Source organism: Bifidobacterium sp. LH_449 (assembly GCF_056356755.1).
Genome location: NZ_JBKEUV010000001.1, coordinates 49,736 through 70,226, shown reverse-complemented (window position 1 = coordinate 70,226; position 20,491 = coordinate 49,736). Strand labels below are relative to the sequence as shown.

Below are 20,491 nucleotides of genomic sequence, written 5' to 3'. Positions count from 1 at the left end.
GTATCGCGCCGGCTTGCCCCGGTACGATACGGGGGACCTCATCGCTATGCGGGCCGATTCCCCGGCGCTATTGCCACAGGGCGACGATCACCATGTAGATCGCGACCATGTGGCACGCATATCCCGCGACGGTGCCGATGTGGAAGATTTCGTGGAATCCGAATACGCGCGGCCATGGATCGGGCCTGCGCAGCGCGTATACGATCGCGCCGGCGATATAGCAGGCGCCGCCGGAGGCCAACAGCACGACGACGGCGGGGCCTGCCGCGGGGGAGAGCCAGAACATGCCCATATAGGCCACGCCCGACACGCCGAAGATGATGTAGACGATGACATACAGCCAGCGTGGCGCATCGATCCAGATCACATGGATGATCAGCGCGATGGTCGTGCAGACCCACATGCCGATGATGATGGCGTTGCGCCAGAACGGTTCCAGTGCGAACGACACCGGGGTGTAGGTGCCTGCGATCAGCAGGAAGATGTTCATATGGTCGATGCGACGCAGCACATTGGTCACCTTCGGCGACCAATCGCCGAGATGGTAGGCGGCGGAGTTGCCGAACAGCACCAGCGAACAGACCATGAACACGGCGCAGGCCCACTTCAATGCGATGTCCTGGGCAAGGCAGATCAGCACTATGCCCGCCGCCAGCGCAAGCGGGGCCGCCGCGGCGTGGATCCATCCTCGCATCAGCGGCTTGGGGCGCCCATGTACGTCGAGGCGTATCCTGCGCGCCGGTTTGTCGGGAACGAGCCCCTGTATGCGTGCCGCCTTGTATTCGCCCTTGGCGATGGCCTTGCGGGCTCGGGCCTCGGCCTTATGCCGGATGTCGTCGGCCTTGTTGCGCGCCTTCGCCCTGACAGCGGCCACGTCCGCCGCAAGGGCCTGCGCCTTGAGCTCGTCGAGCGTCGCCCGGATGTCTTCTTGTTCGCTCTGCTGTGTCGTATCGTTCATCGTTTCGATCCTGTGCACTGTCGGTTACGGAACCGTAGCTTACGATACCGTAGGTTGCGGATATTGTCGAGAGCGACGCCGGCATGCGGCGGTCCGAGCCGAAAGCGGCGCGGCATGTCCGGCATTGCGGTAACGGCGACACGAAATATGCGTATCATGGGACGCATGGCTGATTTTTCACATATTCTGATGACACGCCCTGATTTCGGCGACGAAGACCGCGAATGGCTGCACCATCTTGTCGCCGATTGGCAGGTGATCGCGGATCTGAGCTTCGCCGATCTGCTGCTGATCCTGCAGTCGGGGGACGGGAAATACATCATCGCCGAACAGTGCCGTCCCTCCACGGTGATGAGCCTTCGCAGCGAAGACGTCGTCGGCATGGAAGTCGATTCGCAGATGTCGGTCGAACTGGATGCCGCGATGAAATCCGAAACGGTGTTCCGGTCCACGGTCCTGCGCACCGTCGGCGGATCGACGGTATGCAATGTCTATGCGCCCGTCCGCCATAACGGCAAGACCCTGGGGCTGGTCGTGCGTGAAACGAACATGGCCACGCGCGAGTCGAACGGCCGCTACGAGTCCGAAAGCATCAATGCCGGCAAGCAGCTGTATGAGATGATCCCACGAGGTCAGTTCCCCTATCATAATCCGGTGATGAACCAGCGCCACAACGCCCGGGTCGCCGACGGCTTCATCGTGCTCACCGTCGACGGCGTGGTGCGCTACGCCTCTCCGAATGCGATAAGCTGCTTCCGCCGTCTGGGGTGGGTGACCACGATGCAGGGGGAGTACCTCAGCGAAATCGGCACGAATCTGATCCGGGAAAAGGATCCGGTTCCGGAAACCCTGCCGTTGGTGTTGAGCGGCAAGGCCGCAGTCGATTCCGAATTGGACGCCAACAAATCCGCAGTATCCATGCGTTCCCTGCCTTTGATGGACAACAACGGCCGTTCCGGCGGCATCGTCCTGTGCCGTGACGTCACCGAGCTGCGACGCCGCGAAAAGGAACTGCAGACCAAGAATGCGACGATCTCCGAAATCCACCATCGCGTGAAGAACAATCTGCAGGCGGTATCCGCGTTGCTGCGCCTCCAGGCGCGGAAGACCAAGTCCCAGGAGGTCAAGAAGGAGCTGGAGGAGGCCCAGCGCCGCGTGCAGACGATCGCGATGGTCCATGAAGGCCTGAGCCAGACCGCAGACGAGGTCGTCGACTTCGACAAGGTCATTTCGAATCTGCTGAAGATGAGCGTGGATCTGGCCACGATGCGCGACCAGCATATCTCCATCAATTTCGTCGGAAAATTCGGCATGATGCCGGCCCAGGACGCCACCCCGCTGTCGCTGGTGCTGACCGAGCTGATCACCAATGCGGTCGAGCATGGATTCGAAGGCCGCAAGGACGGCCATATCGTGATCTCCGTCGGACGTGGCGGCAATTCGCTCAATGTCGTGGTCGAAGACGACGGCATCGGTCTGGACAATGAGGAACATGACGGAATGGCGCGTTCCTCCGGATCGGGATTGGGAACGCAGATCATCAACACGTTCGTGACCAATGATTTCGGAGGCTCCGTGCGTTGGGAGCCGCGTCGGGGAGGCGGCACGCGCGTCGTGCTCGACATGACGCTGCGCGCGGCCCAGGCGGAGAACTGATATACGGATGTGCCTCCGATGCGATATCGCATCGGAGGCACATCCATCATGTCCGCGTCGCAGCCGAACCGCCGGTGGCCGGCAGAATCCGGATCCTTCGATCAGACCTGCATCTGCATGGCCTGCGAACGGCGGGCGCGCATGGCGCGACGCTTCAAGGCGCGACGCTCGTCCTCGCTCAATCCGCCCCAGACGCCATAATCCTGATTGGTGTCCAGCGCGCACTTGAGGCATGCGTCGATGACCTTGCAGGTGCGGCATACGGCCTTCGCCTCTTCGATCTGCTGATACGCGGCACCGGTGTTGCCCACCGGGAAGAACAACTCAGGATCCTTATCCCGGCATGCGGCCTTGGCACGCCAATCAAAAGCACTGCTCATATTTTTCCTCATCGCCTATCGTCATATCCGCATGTTTGCGGTTTACTAAACAGGAAAACACGAAAAAGATGTTTTTTCAAGAGTTTTGAGCTAAAAACTTCGTTCGTTCACATGTTTTCCGCAATGGGTCGACCCGCGTGGAAGCATACACTGCACCGGCTGACATGTCGCGCCGTCAATCCAAATCGCACGTCCCGGAACGGACATGTCGTGCGTGTCGAAGGAGCCGAGCGTCGCGGCCGGGACCCCGGTCATCAGATCCGTGGTCCTGTCGGCGTACGGAAAGACGATCCTGGTCGGGCAATGTTCGGGAATCCTGATATGGCGAATGCGTTCCGCCGTGAACACCACGGTGCGATGCGGGTCGGCAAGCGCACGCATGAATCGCTTCGCGTCGGACGACGTGCAGAAAGGATCGAACAGGTCGTCGGCATCGTCGACGAACCATATGCGGTGCCTGCCGGGCGGCTGCGGAGGAATATCAGGCCTGATCCGCACGGTCACGTAGCCATGCGCGTCCCGGATGGTATGCAGCGCGTCCAAACCGTCGATATGCATCGTCTGTTCGATGATCGCGCGCAACACGGTCGTTTTGCCGTGCCCGCGTGGTCCGAATACGCCGATGTTGCCCGCACGCAACGTCAGCGTGACCGTCCGCAGGCGCGTTCCGTCGTCCCCGACGGCGAAAGGGACCGATTCAGTCGATCGCGCGGCGGGCATCGTGTGAGGCGATACGATCGCGGGCAGGGGAGCGGTGAACAACGCGGCCGGCGGCGCTTGTCCGACGAATGAGTACGCGGTGCGTATCGCGTCGACGCATCGGGCGATGTCGTATGCGGGGATGCATCGCATGGCGACGACTTCGGCGCCGTCGTTGCAGTAGGCGACTCCGGGCCTGGCCGGGTCGATGGACGCGGCGCGCGCGTCTCCGATGAGCTCGCGGGACTGCGCGCCATCCCTGACCCGCAGGCATATGTTCAACGAAATATTAGCTTTCATGTCGGCGCTGACCTGCCCTGAAGGATTTTGCGTGCAGGCGATCAGATGCATTCCCAAGGATCTTCCCTGTGCGGCGATTCGGTTGAGTCGGCCCATATAATCCGGCAGCTGATCCTTAAGGGCCTGGAATTCATCGACGATGATGATGAGGCGCGGCTGCGCCGGGCTTAGCAGATCGATCGAGGGCACCCGGGCATCGGCCGCCAACCGCTCCCGGCGTCGCAGCTCCCGCTCCAAGGCTTCGAGCGCTCGTACCGCATGCTTGAGATTCAGGTCGCATACGTTGCCGATGGTATGGGGAAGCTCGGCGAGCTGATGGAATGTGGAGCCGCCTTTGAAATCCAGGAAGACGAATCGCAGTTCGTTCGGCGCGATATTGGCGGCGAGGGCAAGACACCAGCTTTGCAGCAGCACCGATTTGCCTGATCCCGTGGTTCCCGCCACCAACGCGTGAGGCCCCTGCCTGCGCAGGTCGATGGAGTAGGGGCCGTCGGCGCTCCATCCGATGGCGACATCGAATGACGACGGCATAAGCCAGTTGAATACGATATGCCGCCACATAAGATGATCGTCTTCGAATCCCAGCATCTCCTCGAGCACATGCTGGGGCGACGACGGCACGGCGACGCCACACGAGTCGTCCGTCCGCCCGTCCGATGCGGTGTGCCACGCATGCACGCCGCCTTCGGCCGCCGCCGTTGCGGGCTTTTCGGTACCGTGCGGGAAGGACAGCAGCATATTGGACAGGCTGACGAGAATGCCCGGCACGATCATCAGACAGAACAGCCAATTGCCTTGGACGAACATGACCGTCAGCATCATCGATTGCGCGCAGGTGGGCGCAACCCATGCAAGTATGCGCAGGATACGGCGATCGCCGTATCCGCCTGATCGATGCCGTCGCCGTCCATGCTTCCTGATCCTTCGCGTCATGTCGTCAGTGTGCGGTGACGCGTGAACGCCTGTCAATCCATTCCGGCAATTGTGGACGAAAAGAAACGGTTATCCACAATTGCGGCGTGTCGAAGGCATATGACCAGTGGACACGCCGACGCCGCGTGTCGTGGCTTCGGATGAACCGGATCAGCCCTCCGCGAGGGAACCCACGGCCCCCGGCTCGTGGCTGCCGTCATTGAGCGCATCGAATAGCTTCAGGTTGCTCTCATCGTCCAGAAGCACGCTGGACCCGACTCCATCAATGTAGTATGCGGGATCCTGCCAATATATGGTGCCGCTGATGCCCTGATCGCTTGAGGCGTTTCTGAAGGCCAGCATCATTTGCGCCAATGTGTACGGGGTGGTGTTCTCGTCTACGTTCAACGCGTCCAATCCGGCTTGTGCGACATCATGAATCGTCCCGAAACTGGTCAGCACTTCCTTGGACATTCCTTTTTTCACAATGGCGCCGATGACCTGACGCTGACGTTCGGAGCGTCCGAAATCGCTTTGTACATCGGAATACCGCATACGGGCGAACGCAAGCGCGGTGCCGCCATCGACGACATGGCATCCGGCCGTCCACTGCAATCCGGAATACGGGTCATCGACATCCTGATCGTAGCACAATTCGATGCCGCCCAAAGCGTCGACCACATTGATCAGACCGCCGAACTGCAATTGCGCGACATGATCGATTCTGTGGCCTGTGATTTGTTCGATTTGCTCCACAAGCGCCTGCCTGCCGTACAATTCCGCAACCGCATTGATTTTCATGTATTGGTCGTTGACGACGACCAACGAGTCGCGCGGAATGGAGATCAGGGAACTCGGACCATTGGTCGGTTTGGTCAGCACCAGAATCGTATCGGTTCTGAAACCGACGGCGTCACCGACGTCTCCGCCGACGGTTCCGTCGCGCTCGTCGGAACCGAGAATCAGCCATGACGTCGCAGGGGAATCGTCCATATCAGACAGCCAAGCGGTTCTGTTCAGATGCCCATCCACCCAATTCCACGTGCCGAACAGACCGACGACCAACGTGATGACCAGAACGACCAGAGCGACGACGAAGGCGTTGAACGCCTTTCGCGCTTTGGACGGCGCGCGTCGTGCCATCGCTCCGGATTCGGCGAATGATGACAGCGCGGGAGCCTGTTTTGCCGGTGCCACGTTTGCGGTGCGTGATGCGGATGTGCTTGTCGATCCATGGGAACGCCGCGCGGCGGGCGTATGCGCGGTCGCCGGCGGAAAGCTTGGCGCCTGATCGATCGGCGTGCCCGCAATCCGGCCGGACGGTTGGCCGACGGAACCGCCATGCGTCCGCGAAGCCGACGCTGATGGGTGGGGCCTCGAAGCGGCCGGAGCGAAACTGGGCGGGGTGGCGCCGGAGCTGCCTGGCCTGCTGGAATATGTTTGCCCGGAGCCGGTCTTGCGGCCGTTTGACGGAACAAAGCTGGGCGGAATGTCCTGGGGCTGCCGGCTTCCGGTCTTTTCGCTCATGGTCTCCTCTTACAAGGGCTTGTACGGTGTTCTGCCACACACTTTTTTACATGGAACGGACCATGTACGGTCCAAACCCGTGATTCCTACTCAGTAACGGCACATACGGTGGCATTCAGATAACGGTCCGCTATGCCGATGTATTCGCCGGTGTTCGGATCGAGGATGCTTCCGTCTTCGGGGTCGACGATGCCGCCGGTGTCCGGATCGACCAGTGTGCCGTCCTCCAGGGTGATCAGTCCGGTGACCGGATCCGGTGTCGGTGCGGCCGGCGTCTCGGTCGTCGCGGAATCCCCGGCGGATGCTCCGTCGCCGCTTGCCGTGCCGTCGGTCGTGCCGTCGGTCGGCTGCTGATCGGCGCCGGCATCAGGACCGTCCGTGTTGGCCTGCGTGTTTTCCGTCAGCGGTTTGCCTTCGCGTATCTTGGCCCACAACAGGTCGGCGTCATCGGTCCAGACGCGGCGGTTTTCGTCCGAAGGGGCCGGTATGACCGGAACGGTCTGCGCATACAGGTTGCTGATGTCGAACGATGCCAGACTCATCGCCAGGCCGACCAGTGTGGACAGGTCTCCAAGACCCTCGCTGAAATTGAGCGATTGCAGGGCGGACTTTGCGAGCTGATACAGCTGTGAGGTGTCGGTAAACAGGTTTTTGCTCAGCGCGGTACGTATGAGCTGCTTGATCAGATATTGCTGACGCGTGGTGCGCATCGTGTCGGTGCCGTTGCCGACGCCGTGGCGTACTCGCGCGTACTGCGTGGCCTGCGTGCCGTCGAGATGCTGCAGGCCTTTCGACAGGGTGAGTCCGGTGTATACGTCCTGGATGTCGGTCGGGATGCAAAGGTCCACGCCGCCCAAAGCGTCGATCATATTGCGCAGGCCTTGGAAGTCGACGACGACGAAGTTCGTGATATTCAATCCTGTCAGCGAATTGACCGCATTCATGGTGCAGCTGGCGGCAGAGGCAAGATTGCCGCCGAAGCTCCATGCGTTCGGGAAGATCGAGTTGAACATCACGCCGTACTGCGCCGCCATCGTGCCGTTGGTGGTTTCGCATTGCGGCACATCGACGATGGAATCCCTTGGAATGGATATCAGATTGATCCACGAACGATCTGCTGAGATCTGCATGACCATCGTGGTATCTGCATTATGCAAACTTGCATCCGCCGGATCCTGGGATCCGCCGAGCGCGGAATTGCCTTCGCCTTCGCGCGTGTCCTGACCGAGAATCAGCAGTTCGATGCTTTTGCCCGCATTCGGATCGATGATGCGTTCCTCTTCCTCATTATCGTCGGCCTGGACGATGGGCTTCACGACTCCGCTTTGCACCGTGGAATTCAGGTCGACCCACACCGCCGCCGCGGCCGATCCCGTGAACATGAAGCAGGCGATCGCCACCATGGCGATGATGCTGCGCAGCCTGAGCCCCATACGGTAACCGAGGCTATGCTTCGGGCATGCGTTGCGCAGACCGCTGATATGGGGGAGCTTGTCGTCGGTGGTGTTAGGGTGCACAGTGACTACCTTCCTCGGTTGGGCGGATACGTGCCGTAGCCGTGTGCGCATAGCGCGACACGCCGATGTTTGAATACGGCGAACCCGGTACATTGTACGGCACTGATATGCCACTTTACTCCGTCTTCTGCACCGCGAAGGAAACATGCGTCGTCGCGATGCATTCGGTGCCCGTCCCGCCCGGCATATCCGCCTAGCACGTTTTGTCCCGAACATTGGTATTGCCGATAAATAAATTTGACATTTTTGCTTCGCGTGTGTTCAATCGTAAACATCAGGCATCTGTTGCTGAAGAAAGGACAGGAGGGCGCATGCAGGATATGGCCAGCGATTCCTCCGACAACCCGTGGATAGAGCTTTGGGGACTGTTCACACAGGACGACGGTTTGTCTTGGCAGCACAAGGCGTTATGCTCCCAAACGGATCCAGAGGCGTTCTTTCCGGAAAAAGGCGGATCGACACGGGACGCAAAGCGTGTATGCGCGCAATGCGAGGTTCGCGAGCAGTGTCTGCAGTGGGCCATCGACCATGATGAGCGTTTCGGCATATGGGGCGGCATGAGCGAGCGTGAACGTCGCAAGTACAAGAAGGAACTGAAGGAACGGGCATAGCAGGGCGTCGCGTACACTTGAGCTTATGAATTCCACAGGCAATAATGAAATCCAGCGGATGGTGGCCGAAGCGTTGGGCAAGGGGACGGCCTGCCACCCCCGAGATATCGCCGCCGACGTCGCTGCGGTCATCACGGTTGAGGCTGATTGGAGATTCTTCCCGGAGACGTTGGACGCGGTATTGTCGCAGCGCGTGATGCCGGGCATGGTCGTCATCGTCGATTGCACGGGCGGGCAGAAGGAGCCTGTAGGACTTGAACTCGTCGTGACGCCGGTCGTGTCGACGGGCGTCATCGCCGAGATGCCGCCAAGGACCGTACAAGTCCAGATCGTAGGCGTCGAAGGCGCCGTCTCTTTCGCGGATGCGGTAGGCAGGGGAATCCGGCAGACGAACGTAGGTGGTCATGTGCAGGCGTTGTGGCTGCTGCACGACGATTCGCGTCCCGCCGATGACCATTGTCTTGAAGCCTTGACCGATACGTGGCGCAATACATCCACCGCTTCGCTGTTGGGGGCCAAGCAGCTGGATTGGCAGGGCGAAAACCTGCATGATGTCGGCATGTACGCGTCGAAACGCGGCGTGGCTTCCTTGGTCGTGGACGGTGAGCCCGATCAGGAGCAGTATGACAGCCGTCAGGATGTGTTTGCGGTGTCTCTGGCGGGGGCTCTCGTCCCCCTGAAGACATTGACGATGCTGGGCGGCGTGAATTCCTGGTTCACGACGCTGGGGGAGTCGGTGGATTTCTCCCGCCGCGTGGTGTATAGCGGCGGCCGTGTGGTGGTCGTGCCGCGAGCCCGTATGGCGCATCGTCGTGCGAGGTATGAAGGCATACGCTCGCGCGGAGGGCATGCCTTGGACGAATCCGAGCCGAACAATCCCTCGTTGGGCGTGCTGCGCGCCAGCCAGCGCTATCGCTATTGCGAAACGCATCGCGTGCTGTGGCCGTTGTGGTGGCTGTGGTCGCTGCTGCGCGCATTGGGGCTGTTCGTGTCGCAGCTGGTGCACAAACGTCCGTATGAGGCATTGTGCGAGCTTATGTTGCCTTGGCTGGCCGTTCTTGACATTCCCGGCGCCTTTCACGCACGCTCCACGGTGGTCGCGCAACGTGTCGTACCCAAGTCCCAGCTATCCGCATTGATGGCCACCGGAAAACAGATCGCCCAATGGCATGACCGTCGTAACGCCTTCGAAGCCCAACGCGACCATGTCGTGCTGAGTCCTTTGGCGAAGGCCCATCTGCGGCGTCGTCTGATTCGGCGCTGGACCATCGCCCTGATCATGGCGTTGGCCGTGTCGGTCGCCGTCATCGCGTCGCAATGGGATGTGTTCCGTGCCTCATGGTCTTCCGGTTCGTTGTATTCGGATTCCCTTTTGCCCACAGGCGCGAATTTCAATCAACTGGTGCAGGCCGCCACCACGCCTTGGGTTTTCGGATACGGTACGGGCGTTCCCGCTCCTCCGACGCCGTGGCTGCTGGTGTTGATGTGCGCCAGCATGATTACGCTTGGCAATGTATCCGTGGCTCTTTCGGCGATGTTCTTCATGTCGGCGCCTTTAAGCGCATTGTCGTTCTGGGCTTTTGCCGGCATATTCACCCGTTCCGACGCCGTGCGCGCCGCTACGTCGCTGCTGTGGGTCTCCTTCTCGTTCTCTTTGGGCTTTTATGCCGATGCGAATCTGCCGATGCTTACGGTGATGACCTTCCTGCCTACGGCGTTCGCGTTCACTTTCCGCGCCGTCGGCATGTACCGAACGGAAGAGCCGGTGTATTCCCGTGCATCGGTGCAGTCCGCGGCTTTGGGAGCGCTGTGCTTCGTCGCGGTCGTCGCGGCCGAGCCGCAGCTGCTGTTCCCCTTGGTGGTGACGTTCGTCGCGTTCGTATTGTTCGTTCGAGGGCATCGGATGATGCTGTGGCTGATTCCGCTGCCTTCCGCACTGGTCTGCGCGCCGAGTCTGATGAATGCCGTGCGGTATGCGCCGCAGGGCCTATGGCGCGCGCTGTTCGGCGACATCATGATTCCTTCGACCGGGCGGAACGGCGCTCCCGAAGCCTTGAGTCTTATCGGCGTCATCAATCGGGCCTTTGATATTGATATCTCGGCAATGAAGTCCGGGTTGGCCGGCGCCGATGCGATATGCGCACTCATCGTGGTGTCGGTGCTCGCATTGCTGATGGCGGTGTCGTTGATCACCTTGGCGTTGCCGTTCGGCATCCGAGCCTCACGTATGATGTGGGTCGTCGTATTGACGGGCATGCTGCTTTCCTGCATCGCCGCGCGCATCGCGGTCGGCATCGATGCCGGTGGTCTGACCGCGGCCTCGACTCAGCCGGGAGTCGTTTTCGCGCTGGTCGGCATGATGGGTTGCCTATGCCTGGTCTCCGGGTCGGCGGTGCAGCGTTTCATGATGCTCCGACCTGGATCCATGTCGCGCGTGGCACGTTCCTCGTCGCGTTCCGTTCCCGTTCCGACTGTCGCGCGTGGCGTCTTGGCGGTGCTTCTTGCCCTTGCGAGCGTCGCTGGTCTGTCGACGCAGATGATGCGTCCGCAGGAGGACACCGTCGGATTCAGTGACGGCGGCCTGCCGATGGTGGCGGTCGATTATCTGCAGCAGGACGACCATCGGGTTTTGGCCTTGCGTGCGGAATCCGCCAATCAGGTGAGCTTCACCGTGATGCGTACGCAGCGCGGCGATCTGATCGACAGTTCTCCGGCGCAACGCGCGCAATATATTACCGATCAGGGCAACGCCGCCAGCGAAGCCATCTCCACGGCGGCCGTCCGTTTGCTGGCGAATCCTGACGCGGATGCGATCTCACAGATTCACGATCTGGGATTCGGCGGCATCTACGTTTCGTTCGACCCTCAGGATGGCGATTTGGATGCCGCGACGCAGCTGATGTCCAATATCACGGCCTCTGACGGTACGCAGAGCGTCGTAAGCAACAATGAGGGCACGTATTATCGTCTGACGATTTCCGATGCGGACGGCCAAGGGATCGACACGTCATGGCAGCGGCGGACGCAGTCGAGCCAATGGCGTTATGCGTGGCTATGGTGTATGGGGATCGTGATGTTCATGTACTGTCTGGTGGCTTTGCCGCGTCTGCACGGTCGAATCGAGGAGTCCGTATGAGTCAGGGAATGCATTCGAAGCCTGCCGCAGGCAATAAGGCGTTGCGTATTACAGGCGCGGTGGCCTCCGCATTGTCGATCGCCGCCGCAGCCGGTATCTGTGCTGTCGGGATGCCGTTCACGCAATTCGCCGACGATGCCGTTTCGGCGCAATCCGCGACGTCCCAGCAGGTCAGTCCCAAGCAATTGCTGATGTACTGCCCGGCTCAGATGCAGCTTGCGGATACCGGAAGCTATGGCGACAGCCAGTTCCAGAGCAGCGCAGGCGATCTGAAGTCCTCCGCCAGATACACCGCCTTCGGCGCGGTGTACGGTTCCGAAGCATCCGCTCTTGCGGATGAGGGGGCGGATGCGGTCCCCTTGTCTGCGAACGGGGACGAAGGTCGGGATTCTCCGCTTACCGCGGTTTCGGACGCCTCTTCCCCGGTTGTGCAGAATACGCGTCTGCTGGAGTCCAGGGATGGCACGGGCCCCACATCATCGGTGATGTCATGGGCCACGACCGGTGATCTTCGAGGCGTGTCCGCGACCTCCTGCCTGCCGCCTTCTCTGGATCAGTCCTTTGTTCTGGGCGGTACGCAGACGGGTACGACGCAGCAGCTGATCGCGGCCAACCTCTCTTCCAAGGCGACGTCGATCACCGTGCATGTCTGGGGCACGCGCGGCGCAGGCGAATTGGAGCTGAGTACGGGCGCGATGATCAATGTGCCTGCGCATTCGGAGTCCGTGTTCGACCTGTCGGCTGCCGCAAGCAATCAGGATGGCCTGTATGTTACCGTGTCGAGCGCGCAGACCCCGATTGCGGCGTACGTACGAAGTGTGGCGATGGATGGACTGGCTTCAAAGGGAAGTGAGTATGCGGTTCCCGTCACCGAAACGCAGGGCGTGGCATACATTCCGTCGGTGCGCGAAAACGACGAGACGAAACTCGTCGTCTACAGCGAGGCCGAACAGGATATCAGCGTGGCATGGGTAGGCGAGAACGGCTCGACCGGTGCCGAGAACCATCATCTGCAAGCCGATCGAGTGTCCGTCATCGATATGGGCACGGCTCCGCAAGACGCGTTGGCCATCGAAGTCGGATCGGATTCCCCGGCGACGTTCAGCGCGATTCTGACGCGTTCCGACGGGAACGACGGGCAGTCGGATTTCGCGCTGGCCTCGGTCCCGGCGTCGGCGCGGTCTTCGGCTGTCGCGATTCCCGATCAGTGCGATGCGGAATTGACTTTTGCCGCAGCCCGGAACGATGAGGTTTCCGTGACGGCGTACGACTCGGCGGGCAGTGCGGTCGGCACTCGCCGCATCTCCGTAGACGCCGGACATGCCACGTCCTTTGCCGCATCCGAGCTCGGTGAGGATGTGGCCGCCGTATCGGTCGATGACGAAGGCGGTGAAGCGTCGTGGGGCGTCCGCATAGGTCAGCGATCCGTTACGGATGCGGGGCTGGCCGGGCTGTCCGCGATGAAGCCTGAGGCCTTGACCGTGTCCACGGAGCTGATTTGGGCGAACAATGACCCCACCATCGTGAGATGAACGTTTCGGCTCACATTCCCCAATCGGGATCGATCTCCTCGGGACGCCTGCCGTACAGGTCGGCCAGGCACGACACCATTTCGTCCCTGATGAGCAGTTGCAGGTCGATCCGACTGGTCGCATGCGATTGCATCGGCATGCGGTAGAGAACGACCCGGGCCGGGATGCCGTGCTGTGCGGGGAAGGATTGCGACATCGGCACCGAGCGCCGCTCCCATGGCGCCGGATCCGAAGGCGGGACATCCTCCACGGCGAACTGCACCGGCTTGATAAGTTGGGGCCATGCGGCGCTCAGACGGCGAAGCTGGGCGGCGACCATGTCGTCGAACATGCCGCTGCGCGTACGGTAACGGGGGAGTCTGGTGCCGAACATGGGCGTCCTGACCCCGCGGCCATGTCGATTGCGATACACTGTAGATTCCCAAGGTGGTCGTTGCATGCTAACCACCTTATGCCAAGGGATGACATTGAAAGGCTGAAGGCGACCGAGAGGAGAGGCCGGGCATGTGCGTGATTCAGGTTCCTTCATGGAATGAAGTGGACGTCTGTGCGATGGCCGCCCGGACGCGTGCGATCGCATTCGACCTTGACAATACCCTTGCCCGGAGCAAGAAGCCGATGAAACCGCAGATGGCGCAACGCGTCGCGGCGCTGACCCGCGAAATGCCCGTCGCGGTGATTTCCGGCGGTAAATTCCAACTGGTCACCGGCCAGGTCACGGATGTCCTGCCGCGGGACGCCGACCTGTTCAACATGCATCTGATGCCTACCAGCGGCACCCTGTACTATCGCTGGGACGGGCATGGGTGGTCCGAAGTGCACGCATATAATCTGAGCGACGAGGATTGCGAACGGGCCGTTGAAGCGTTGGAGCGCAACGCGCGTGCGCAGGGGCTATGGGCCGAACGGGTGTGGGGGAGCCGCATCGAGAACCGCGGCAGCCAGATCACGTTCTCCGCATTGGGCCAGCAGGCGCCCAATGAGCTCAAGGCCGCGTGGGACCCGGACAATACGAAGAAAAACCGTCTGGCGCAGGCCGTGGCGGCGGAGCTGCCGCATTTGGGTGTGCGTCCCGGCGGCATGACGAGCGTCGACGTATACATGCGGGGCCGTGACAAATCCCATGCGATACGCGATCTGGCGCAATCCCTGGCGGTCAGGCCGGAAGAGATCATCTTCGTCGGCGATCGCATGACTCCCGACGGCAACGACTATCCTGCCGCATTGGCCGGCGCGATGGCCGTGCAGGTCAACTGTCCCGATGACACCCTGCGCTTCTGCAATCTGTTGATCGGCTGCCTGCGATGAATGCGCGCGGCGCGTCGTTCCGGGTGCTTGGGGGCGTAGCCGCCGCCGGCCGTTGCGTGCTCGACCTGATGCTGCCGCGTGGCTGCGCGGGCTGCGACCGCCCGGACATCGTGCTGTGCGAACGCTGCAGGGGGCTCTTGCGTGAATATCGACGATTTCCCTGCGAGGAAAGCGTTACGGGCTTCTGGTACGCCTGCGGACGATATGAAGGGTGTGTACGGCGCGCGATCCTTGCGTGGAAGGATCATGGCGACGAACAGTGCGACGCGCCTTTTGCGGATGCGTTGGCGGACATGATCATAGGCCTTGGCCTCCTTCATGGCCGAGATCGCGTGCTGATAGTGCCTGCGCCGTCGTCGGCCCGTTCGCTGCATGAGCGCGGGCGCGCCCACATGGAATCATTGGCCGGACAGGTGGCGGCCCGCATACGGGGCGAAGGCGTGGACGTCTGCGCGAAAAGCATGCTGTGTGTTCGCGATACGCACATCAAATCGGTGCAAACGGCCAATGCCCGCCAGCGTGCCAGTCGCATAGCGGGACGCGTCGCGATTCGCGGCGATGTGGACCTGTCGGGTGCGCCGGTGCTGCTGATCGACGATATCGTGACGACGGGGGCGACGATGCGTCAGTGCATCGCGGCCCTGAGACGGTCGGGGGCCGAAGTGCTGTCCGTATGCGCGCTGTCGTATACGCCGTCGAATGCGCCGACTACGACGCCCCAGACATGAATGCCGTCAGCGGCGCCCGTATACCGGGCGATGACGAATTCCCCCGCGGAACGGAGGATGACGATGTCCCCGGGCGCGGCTATGTCACGACGCTGCGCGAGTATCGACAGCCGCCTGACGCCTCGCGCGCCGTGCTGCGGCGCCATGCGTTTACGCATAGGGCTCACCGCAACGGTCATGATGACATAGCCGTTGCGGCGGGCCGGTTTCCCGGTGACCAACGTGCCTCCCAGCACCCCTCACAGCCGCCATCGAACATTTGTTCTAATCAGTATGCGATGCGGGCGGGACGAATCATTTTACGGACGCACGGTGGTGTTTCGGCAGCAGGATCTCGAAATTGGCCCCTCGCGCATCATCCACCACGCGCACGGTGCCGCCGTGCAGTTGGGCCGCCCAGCGTGCGATCGACAGGCCGAGGCCCGTGCCGCCGGATTCGGTTCCCGGCCCCGTCTTGCCTTTGACGAAGCGTCGGAAAATGTCGGAACGGGCTTCTTTGGGGATCTGGGAACCGAAATTGACGACATTGGTCACCACGGTGTCGTGGGCCTTGTCCTCATGCGCCTCGATCAGCACGGTCGTGCCGTTGGGCGAGTGCTTGAGCGCATTGGAGATGATGTTGGTGAACAGCTGACGCAGACGGTCCTGATCGCCTTCCATGACGATGTCCGAGGCGATGTTGACTTCGATGTTGTGCGCATGCCCGGCATCGGCGATCTCAAGGGGCTCGATGGTTTCGTCAAGGAAATCGGAAAAGCGGAATTTCTTGATCTGCAGGCTTGCCGCGCCGGCCTCCATGCGGGAGGAATCAAGAAGGAAGGTGATCAGATCCGTCAGACGATGCGTCTGATTGAGGATGCTTTCCAGATTGGCCGGAGTGGGATCGGTCACCCCGTCGGCCATGTTCTCGACCATGGCCTGCAACGCGGACACGGGGGTGCGCAGTTCATGGCTGACATTGGCGACCATGTCGCGACGCAACTGGTCGGCGTGTTGCAGTTCCTCGGCCATTTCGTTGAATGACCGGGCCAGCCGCCCCACTTCGTCCCGCCGGGATTCCTCGATGTGCACGCGCACGCTGTAGTCGCCTTCGGACATCGCCTGGGCCGCGTCCCTCATCTGGCGCAGGGGCGCCGTCAGGCCGCGGGAGAAGATATAGGTGATGCCGAGCGCCACCGCCAGGGTCAACGGCATGGCGATCCAGCCGCTGAAATTGATTTTCAGCAGGATCCATGCCATGGCGAACGCGATCGACGTGGCGATGACGATGAGTACACTCAATTCGACTTTGAGCGAGGCGAACATGCCGAGGGGACGCTCGGCCAACGGTGTGGCGGAACGTCCCCGACGCAACGGCTTAGCCATATCGTCTACCTGCTCATTCACTCGGAGGCTCGAACGCGTATCCGACGCCGTGCACGGTGCGGATCATCTCGCTTCCAAGCTTATGGCGCAGCGCCTTGACATGCGAGTCGACGGTGCGGGTGCCCGAGGCGTCGACCCAATCCCAAACCTCTTCGAGCAGTTTTTCCCGGGTCAGTACCGACTTCGGCTTGCGGGCCAGAGTGGCCAGCAGGTCGAATTCGGTCGGGGTCAGGTGCACCGGTTCGCCGTTCAGCGTGACTATGCGCTGGGCGGGGTCGATGACCAGCGAACCGAAGTCGAGCACCTTTTCGTTTTCTGAGTTCTTCGCGATGATCTTCGCGCGTTCGACGCGACGCAGCAGCGCCTTGCAGCGTGCGATGAGTTCGCGCATGGAGAAGGGCTTCGTCATGTAATCGTCAGCGCCGGCCCCCAGCCCGATGACCTTGTCCGCCTCGTCGTCGCGGGCGGTCAGGATCAGCACGGGAACGGGGCGCGCCGCCACGATGCGCTTGGTGGCTTCCAGACCATCCATCACCGGCAGCATGATGTCCATGATGACCAGATCGGGATGGAACTGCGACGCGGTCTGCACCGCGCTTGCTCCGTCGGAAGCGACCCGTGCGGTCCAGCCTTCCGCGGTGATGCGTTGGGCGATGGCCGTTGCCAGGGTCGGTTCGTCTTCGACGATCAAAACGGTGCGCGGGGCCGAGGGCTGCGGTGACGTATTAAGCATGTGAAGCTGCCTTTCTCAGAGTTCCGGTTCCAAGAATACCGCTCCGAACGCAGGAATGGTGAGCTTTGCCGACCAATCGCGCGAATGGTATTCGCCGGCCTCGGCTTCGAAGACGCCGTTGCTGATGCCGGAACCGCCGTACTCTTCGGCGTCGCTGGTCAGCACTTCCTTCCAACGTCCGCCCTTGGGCAGCGGGACCTGGTAATCCTGCCATGCGTTGCCGGAGAAGTTGACGACCACGACCATCTGCTCGCCGTCCTTGCCGACACGCATGAAGCTCAGCGTATTGTGGTCGGCGTCGTCGCTGGTGAGCCACTGGAACCCTTCCGGATCGAAATCCTGGCTCCACAGCGCGGGGGAGGCCTTGTACAGCCTGTTCAGATCGGCGACGAAACGCTGCACGCCGCGATGGTCCGGCCAGTTAAGCGCATCCCAATCGACGGAGCCGTTATGGTCCCATTCGCCGTACTGCGCGATTTCGTTGCCCATGAAGCTCAGCTTTTTGCCCGGGTGCGCCCACTGGTATGCGAACAGGGCCCTGACCCCTGCATAGCGCTGCCAGTCGTCGCCCGGCATCTTGCCGAACAGCGCGCCCTTGCCGTATACGACCTCGTCGTGGCTGATCGGCAGCACATAATGCTCGGAATACGCGTACACCATGGAGAACGTGATCTCGTTGTGATGCCACTTGCGGTCGATCGGCGCGTGATGCAGGTATTCCAGCGTGTCATGCATCCAGCCCATATTCCACTTGAGGCCGAATCCCAGGCCGTTGGCGTCGGTCGGCGCGGTGATGCCCGGGTAGGCGGTGGATTCCTCGGCGATCATCATGATGCCGGGGTTGTTCTTGTACGCCGTGGCGTTGGCTTCCTTGAGGAAGTCGATCGCCTCGAGGTTTTCGCGTCCGCCGTAGATGTTGGGGCGCCACTGGCCGGCTTCGCGGCTGTAGTCGAGGTACAGCATCGAGCTGACCGCATCCACGCGCAGCGCGTCGATATGGTATTCGTCCAGCCAGAAGCAGGCGTTGGCCACGAGGAAGTTGCGCACCTCGTTGCGGCCGAAGTTGAAGACGTATGTGCCCCAATCCGGGTGTTCGCCGCGTAGGGGATCGGGATCCTCGTACAGCGGCGTGCCGTCGAATCGGCCCAGAGCGAACGCGTCCTTCGGGAAGTGGGCCGGGACCCAGTCCATGATCACGCCGATGCCTGCATCATGCAGCTTTTCGACGAGATACTTGAAGTCGTCCGGTCCGCCGAGACGGGAATCGACCGCATAGTAGCCGGTGACCTGATAGCCCCAGGATCCCGCGAACGGGTGCTCCGCCAGCGGCATGAACTCCACATGGGTGAATCCCATCTCGCTGACGTAGGGGACCAGCTTGTCGGCCAGTTCCCGGTAGTCCTTCACGTCCGTGCGCCAGCTGTTGGCGTGGACTTCGTAGATGCTGACGGGGCCGGCGTGCGGGTCGGTGACGGCGCGCTTCTTCAGCCACGCGTCGTCGTTCCATTCGTATTCGGATTCGACGACGATGGAACCGGTGCGCGGGGGAATCTCATGGGAGCGTTCCATCGGGTCGGCCTTCATGATCGTCTGGCCGTATTGCGTCAGGATCTCATACTTGTAGACCTCTCCGGCGCCGATGCCCGGGATGAACAGCTCCCACACGCCGGAAGAGCCGATTTCGCGCATGGCATGGCATTGGCCGCCCCAATTGTTGAAATCGCCCACCACATGCACGGCGCGGGCGTTCGGCGCCCATACGGTGAACGACGTGCCGGTCAGCTGTTCGCCCGCGGTGCCGTCGTTGGAGCCCATCGGATCGTCGAAATGCTTCACGTGGGCGCCCAACGCCTCCCACAGGCGTTCGTGGCGCCCCTCGCCGAACAGGTACGTATCCATATCGCCGATCATCGGCAGATACCGGTACGGGTCGTCCTGCACGTTGGTCTGCCCGTTCTCATAGGACGTGCGGATGCGATAATCCGGAATCCTGAAGCCCTCATCGGTCTTCAGCGCCGGCATGGCCGCAGCGAATACGCCATTGTATTCATGCTCGGCTTCATATTCCCCTCCCTGGGTGACGATCGTCACGGTTTTCGCCATCGGTCGAAGCACGCGGACCGTGACGGTGCCCTCATGCTCTCCGGAGCCAAGATGCCCGCCGAGGACCTCGTGCGGGTTGTAGTATTCGGCGTTGCTGACCGCGTCCAGGGTATCCTGGTCGACGGCGACGATATCTTCATTGATTGTGGAATGTTTGACCATGGGAAAAGCATACCCACGCCTGTGCGGTTTTCGGTAGGTTTTCAAGCGCCGTGTCGTGCGGTTTTCGACGGATTTCCGCCCGCAGTGCGCCAAGTCCGCACGGGCTGGCATAATAGTTCGGGTTTTTTCGAATGATTTCACGGAGGATTCATGGGCTACAAGGTCGGCGATATGGTCGTCTATCCGCGTCACGGCGCCGCTAAGGTGGAAGCCATCACCGAACGGACGGTCAAGGGCGTGACCCGTCAATACCTGCAGCTGTCGGTGCTGTCCTCTGACGGGCTTGTCATCAATGTTCCGATCGATAACGCGCAGAAGGTGGGCGTTCGCGATATCGTCGACGGCCGTGCGGTCGCCAGGGTGTTCGAGATCCTGCGTACGCCGATCATCGAAAAGGAGATGAACTGGTCCCGCCGATACAAGCTGAATGTGGAGAAGATCGCCACCGGCGACGTCAACAAGATCGCTGAGGTCGTACGCGATCTTGCGCAGCGCGACGTCGACGAACATGGCCTGTCCGCGGGCGAGAAGCGCATGCTGACCAAGGCCCGCAGCATTCTGACCTCCGAAATTTCGCTGTCCGAGAATCTGGAGGAATCGGAGGCGCAGCGTCTGCTGGACGTCAATCTCGGATACGAAGAACCGCAGCCGGGTGATGAGAAGCATCACACCGAAGCCCCGCAGGAGGCCGCCGCCGACACCTTGGCGCGCGTCGCGGCCGAAGGCAAGGGGCGCAAGAAGAAGTGACCGCGTCAAGGCCCGTCGTGCTGACGGGCCTTTTCCTTTCCCATGTGACGTGGTGCGCCGGAGCGCGATGCAGATGTCGTCCGCGTTTCGCATGAACGACTATGAGTATGCGGAGGT

At 61.5% G+C, this 20,491-nt stretch carries 16 protein-coding genes; 7 read left to right on the top strand and 9 right to left on the bottom strand.

Annotated elements, in window-relative coordinates; all coding sequences use genetic code 11:
* Nucleotides 1-67 precede the first annotated feature (67 nt).
* On the bottom strand, nucleotides 68-958 hold the full coding sequence (trhA, locus tag AC1AX7_RS00295) for a PAQR family membrane homeostasis protein TrhA (RefSeq protein ID WP_476508118.1): 891 nt from the start codon (nucleotides 956-958) through the stop codon (nucleotides 68-70).
* 165 nt (nucleotides 959-1,123) lie between these two features.
* Here trhA and AC1AX7_RS00290 point away from each other — a divergent pair, with 165 nt between their 5' ends.
* The gene (locus AC1AX7_RS00290) at nucleotides 1,124-2,614 is read left to right on the top strand and encodes a sensor histidine kinase (RefSeq protein WP_476508117.1); all 1,491 of its coding nucleotides are present in this window, start codon (nucleotides 1,124-1,126) and stop codon (nucleotides 2,612-2,614) included.
* Nucleotides 2,615-2,715: 101 nt separating this feature from the next.
* Here AC1AX7_RS00290 and AC1AX7_RS00285 read toward each other — a convergent pair whose 3' ends face one another.
* The 4 genes from AC1AX7_RS00285 to AC1AX7_RS00270 form a co-directional block, all read right to left on the bottom strand.
* A complete protein-coding gene (locus AC1AX7_RS00285; protein WP_003809589.1) occupies nucleotides 2,716-2,994 on the bottom strand; it encodes a WhiB family transcriptional regulator in 279 nt (92 codons plus the stop codon).
* Between the two features lie 90 nt (nucleotides 2,995-3,084).
* Complete coding sequence (locus AC1AX7_RS00280) at nucleotides 3,085-4,815, bottom strand: FtsK/SpoIIIE domain-containing protein (RefSeq protein WP_476508116.1); 1,731 nt, start codon at nucleotides 4,813-4,815, stop codon at nucleotides 3,085-3,087.
* A 261-nt stretch (nucleotides 4,816-5,076) separates the two neighbouring features.
* Entirely contained in the window at nucleotides 5,077-6,432 is a 1,356-nt protein-coding gene (locus AC1AX7_RS00275; RefSeq protein WP_476508115.1) for an LCP family protein, read from the bottom strand.
* 86 nt (nucleotides 6,433-6,518) lie between these two features.
* The gene (locus tag AC1AX7_RS00270; protein WP_476508114.1) at nucleotides 6,519-7,949 is read right to left on the bottom strand and encodes an LCP family protein; all 1,431 of its coding nucleotides are present in this window, start codon (nucleotides 7,947-7,949) and stop codon (nucleotides 6,519-6,521) included.
* 311 nt (nucleotides 7,950-8,260) lie between these two features.
* Between AC1AX7_RS00270 and AC1AX7_RS00265 the strand changes: the two genes are divergently transcribed.
* The 3 genes from AC1AX7_RS00265 to AC1AX7_RS00255 are packed head-to-tail and all read left to right on the top strand — an operon-like array spanning nucleotide 8,261 to nucleotide 13,228.
* A complete protein-coding gene (locus tag AC1AX7_RS00265) occupies nucleotides 8,261-8,560 on the top strand; it encodes a WhiB family transcriptional regulator (protein WP_476508113.1) in 300 nt (99 codons plus the stop codon).
* A 25-nt stretch (nucleotides 8,561-8,585) separates the two neighbouring features.
* On the top strand, nucleotides 8,586-11,696 hold the full coding sequence (locus AC1AX7_RS00260; RefSeq protein ID WP_476508112.1) for a glycosyltransferase family 2 protein: 3,111 nt from the start codon (nucleotides 8,586-8,588) through the stop codon (nucleotides 11,694-11,696).
* On the top strand, nucleotides 11,693-13,228 hold the full coding sequence (locus AC1AX7_RS00255; RefSeq protein WP_476508111.1) for a DUF5719 family protein: 1,536 nt from the start codon (nucleotides 11,693-11,695) through the stop codon (nucleotides 13,226-13,228). The genes AC1AX7_RS00260 and AC1AX7_RS00255 overlap by 4 nt, the downstream gene beginning before the upstream one ends.
* Before the next feature lie 10 nt (nucleotides 13,229-13,238).
* Here AC1AX7_RS00255 and AC1AX7_RS00250 read toward each other — a convergent pair whose 3' ends face one another.
* Nucleotides 13,239-13,667, bottom strand: coding sequence for a metallopeptidase family protein (locus AC1AX7_RS00250; RefSeq protein ID WP_476508110.1), 429 nt, complete (start codon nucleotides 13,665-13,667; stop codon nucleotides 13,239-13,241).
* A gap of 65 nt (nucleotides 13,668-13,732) precedes the next feature.
* Here AC1AX7_RS00250 and AC1AX7_RS00245 point away from each other — a divergent pair, with 65 nt between their 5' ends.
* Nucleotides 13,733-14,536 carry an HAD-IIB family hydrolase gene (locus AC1AX7_RS00245; protein WP_476508109.1) on the top strand — a complete coding sequence of 268 codons (804 nt, stop codon included), beginning with the start codon at nucleotides 13,733-13,735 and terminating at the stop codon, nucleotides 14,534-14,536.
* A gap of 332 nt (nucleotides 14,537-14,868) precedes the next feature.
* Nucleotides 14,869-15,264, top strand: a complete 396-nt coding sequence (locus tag AC1AX7_RS00240) for a ComF family protein (protein ID WP_476508108.1) — start codon at nucleotides 14,869-14,871, stop codon at nucleotides 15,262-15,264.
* 294 nt (nucleotides 15,265-15,558) lie between these two features.
* On the opposite strand, the gene AC1AX7_RS00235 is transcribed toward AC1AX7_RS00240, so the two are convergent.
* Genes AC1AX7_RS00235 through glgB form a run of 3 tightly spaced genes read right to left on the bottom strand, consistent with a single transcriptional unit; the run spans nucleotide 15,559 to nucleotide 19,627 of the window.
* Complete coding sequence (locus AC1AX7_RS00235) at nucleotides 15,559-16,629, bottom strand: sensor histidine kinase (RefSeq protein ID WP_476508107.1); 1,071 nt, start codon at nucleotides 16,627-16,629, stop codon at nucleotides 15,559-15,561.
* A 13-nt stretch (nucleotides 16,630-16,642) separates the two neighbouring features.
* Nucleotides 16,643-17,362, bottom strand: a complete 720-nt coding sequence (locus AC1AX7_RS00230; RefSeq protein WP_476508106.1) for a response regulator transcription factor — start codon at nucleotides 17,360-17,362, stop codon at nucleotides 16,643-16,645.
* A gap of 15 nt (nucleotides 17,363-17,377) precedes the next feature.
* A complete protein-coding gene (gene glgB / locus AC1AX7_RS00225; protein ID WP_476508105.1) occupies nucleotides 17,378-19,627 on the bottom strand; it encodes a 1,4-alpha-glucan branching protein GlgB in 2,250 nt (749 codons plus the stop codon).
* Nucleotides 19,628-19,777: 150 nt separating this feature from the next.
* Here glgB and AC1AX7_RS00220 point away from each other — a divergent pair, with 150 nt between their 5' ends.
* The gene (locus tag AC1AX7_RS00220; RefSeq protein ID WP_476508104.1) at nucleotides 19,778-20,374 is read left to right on the top strand and encodes a CarD family transcriptional regulator; all 597 of its coding nucleotides are present in this window, start codon (nucleotides 19,778-19,780) and stop codon (nucleotides 20,372-20,374) included.
* Nucleotides 20,375-20,491 lie beyond the last annotated feature (117 nt).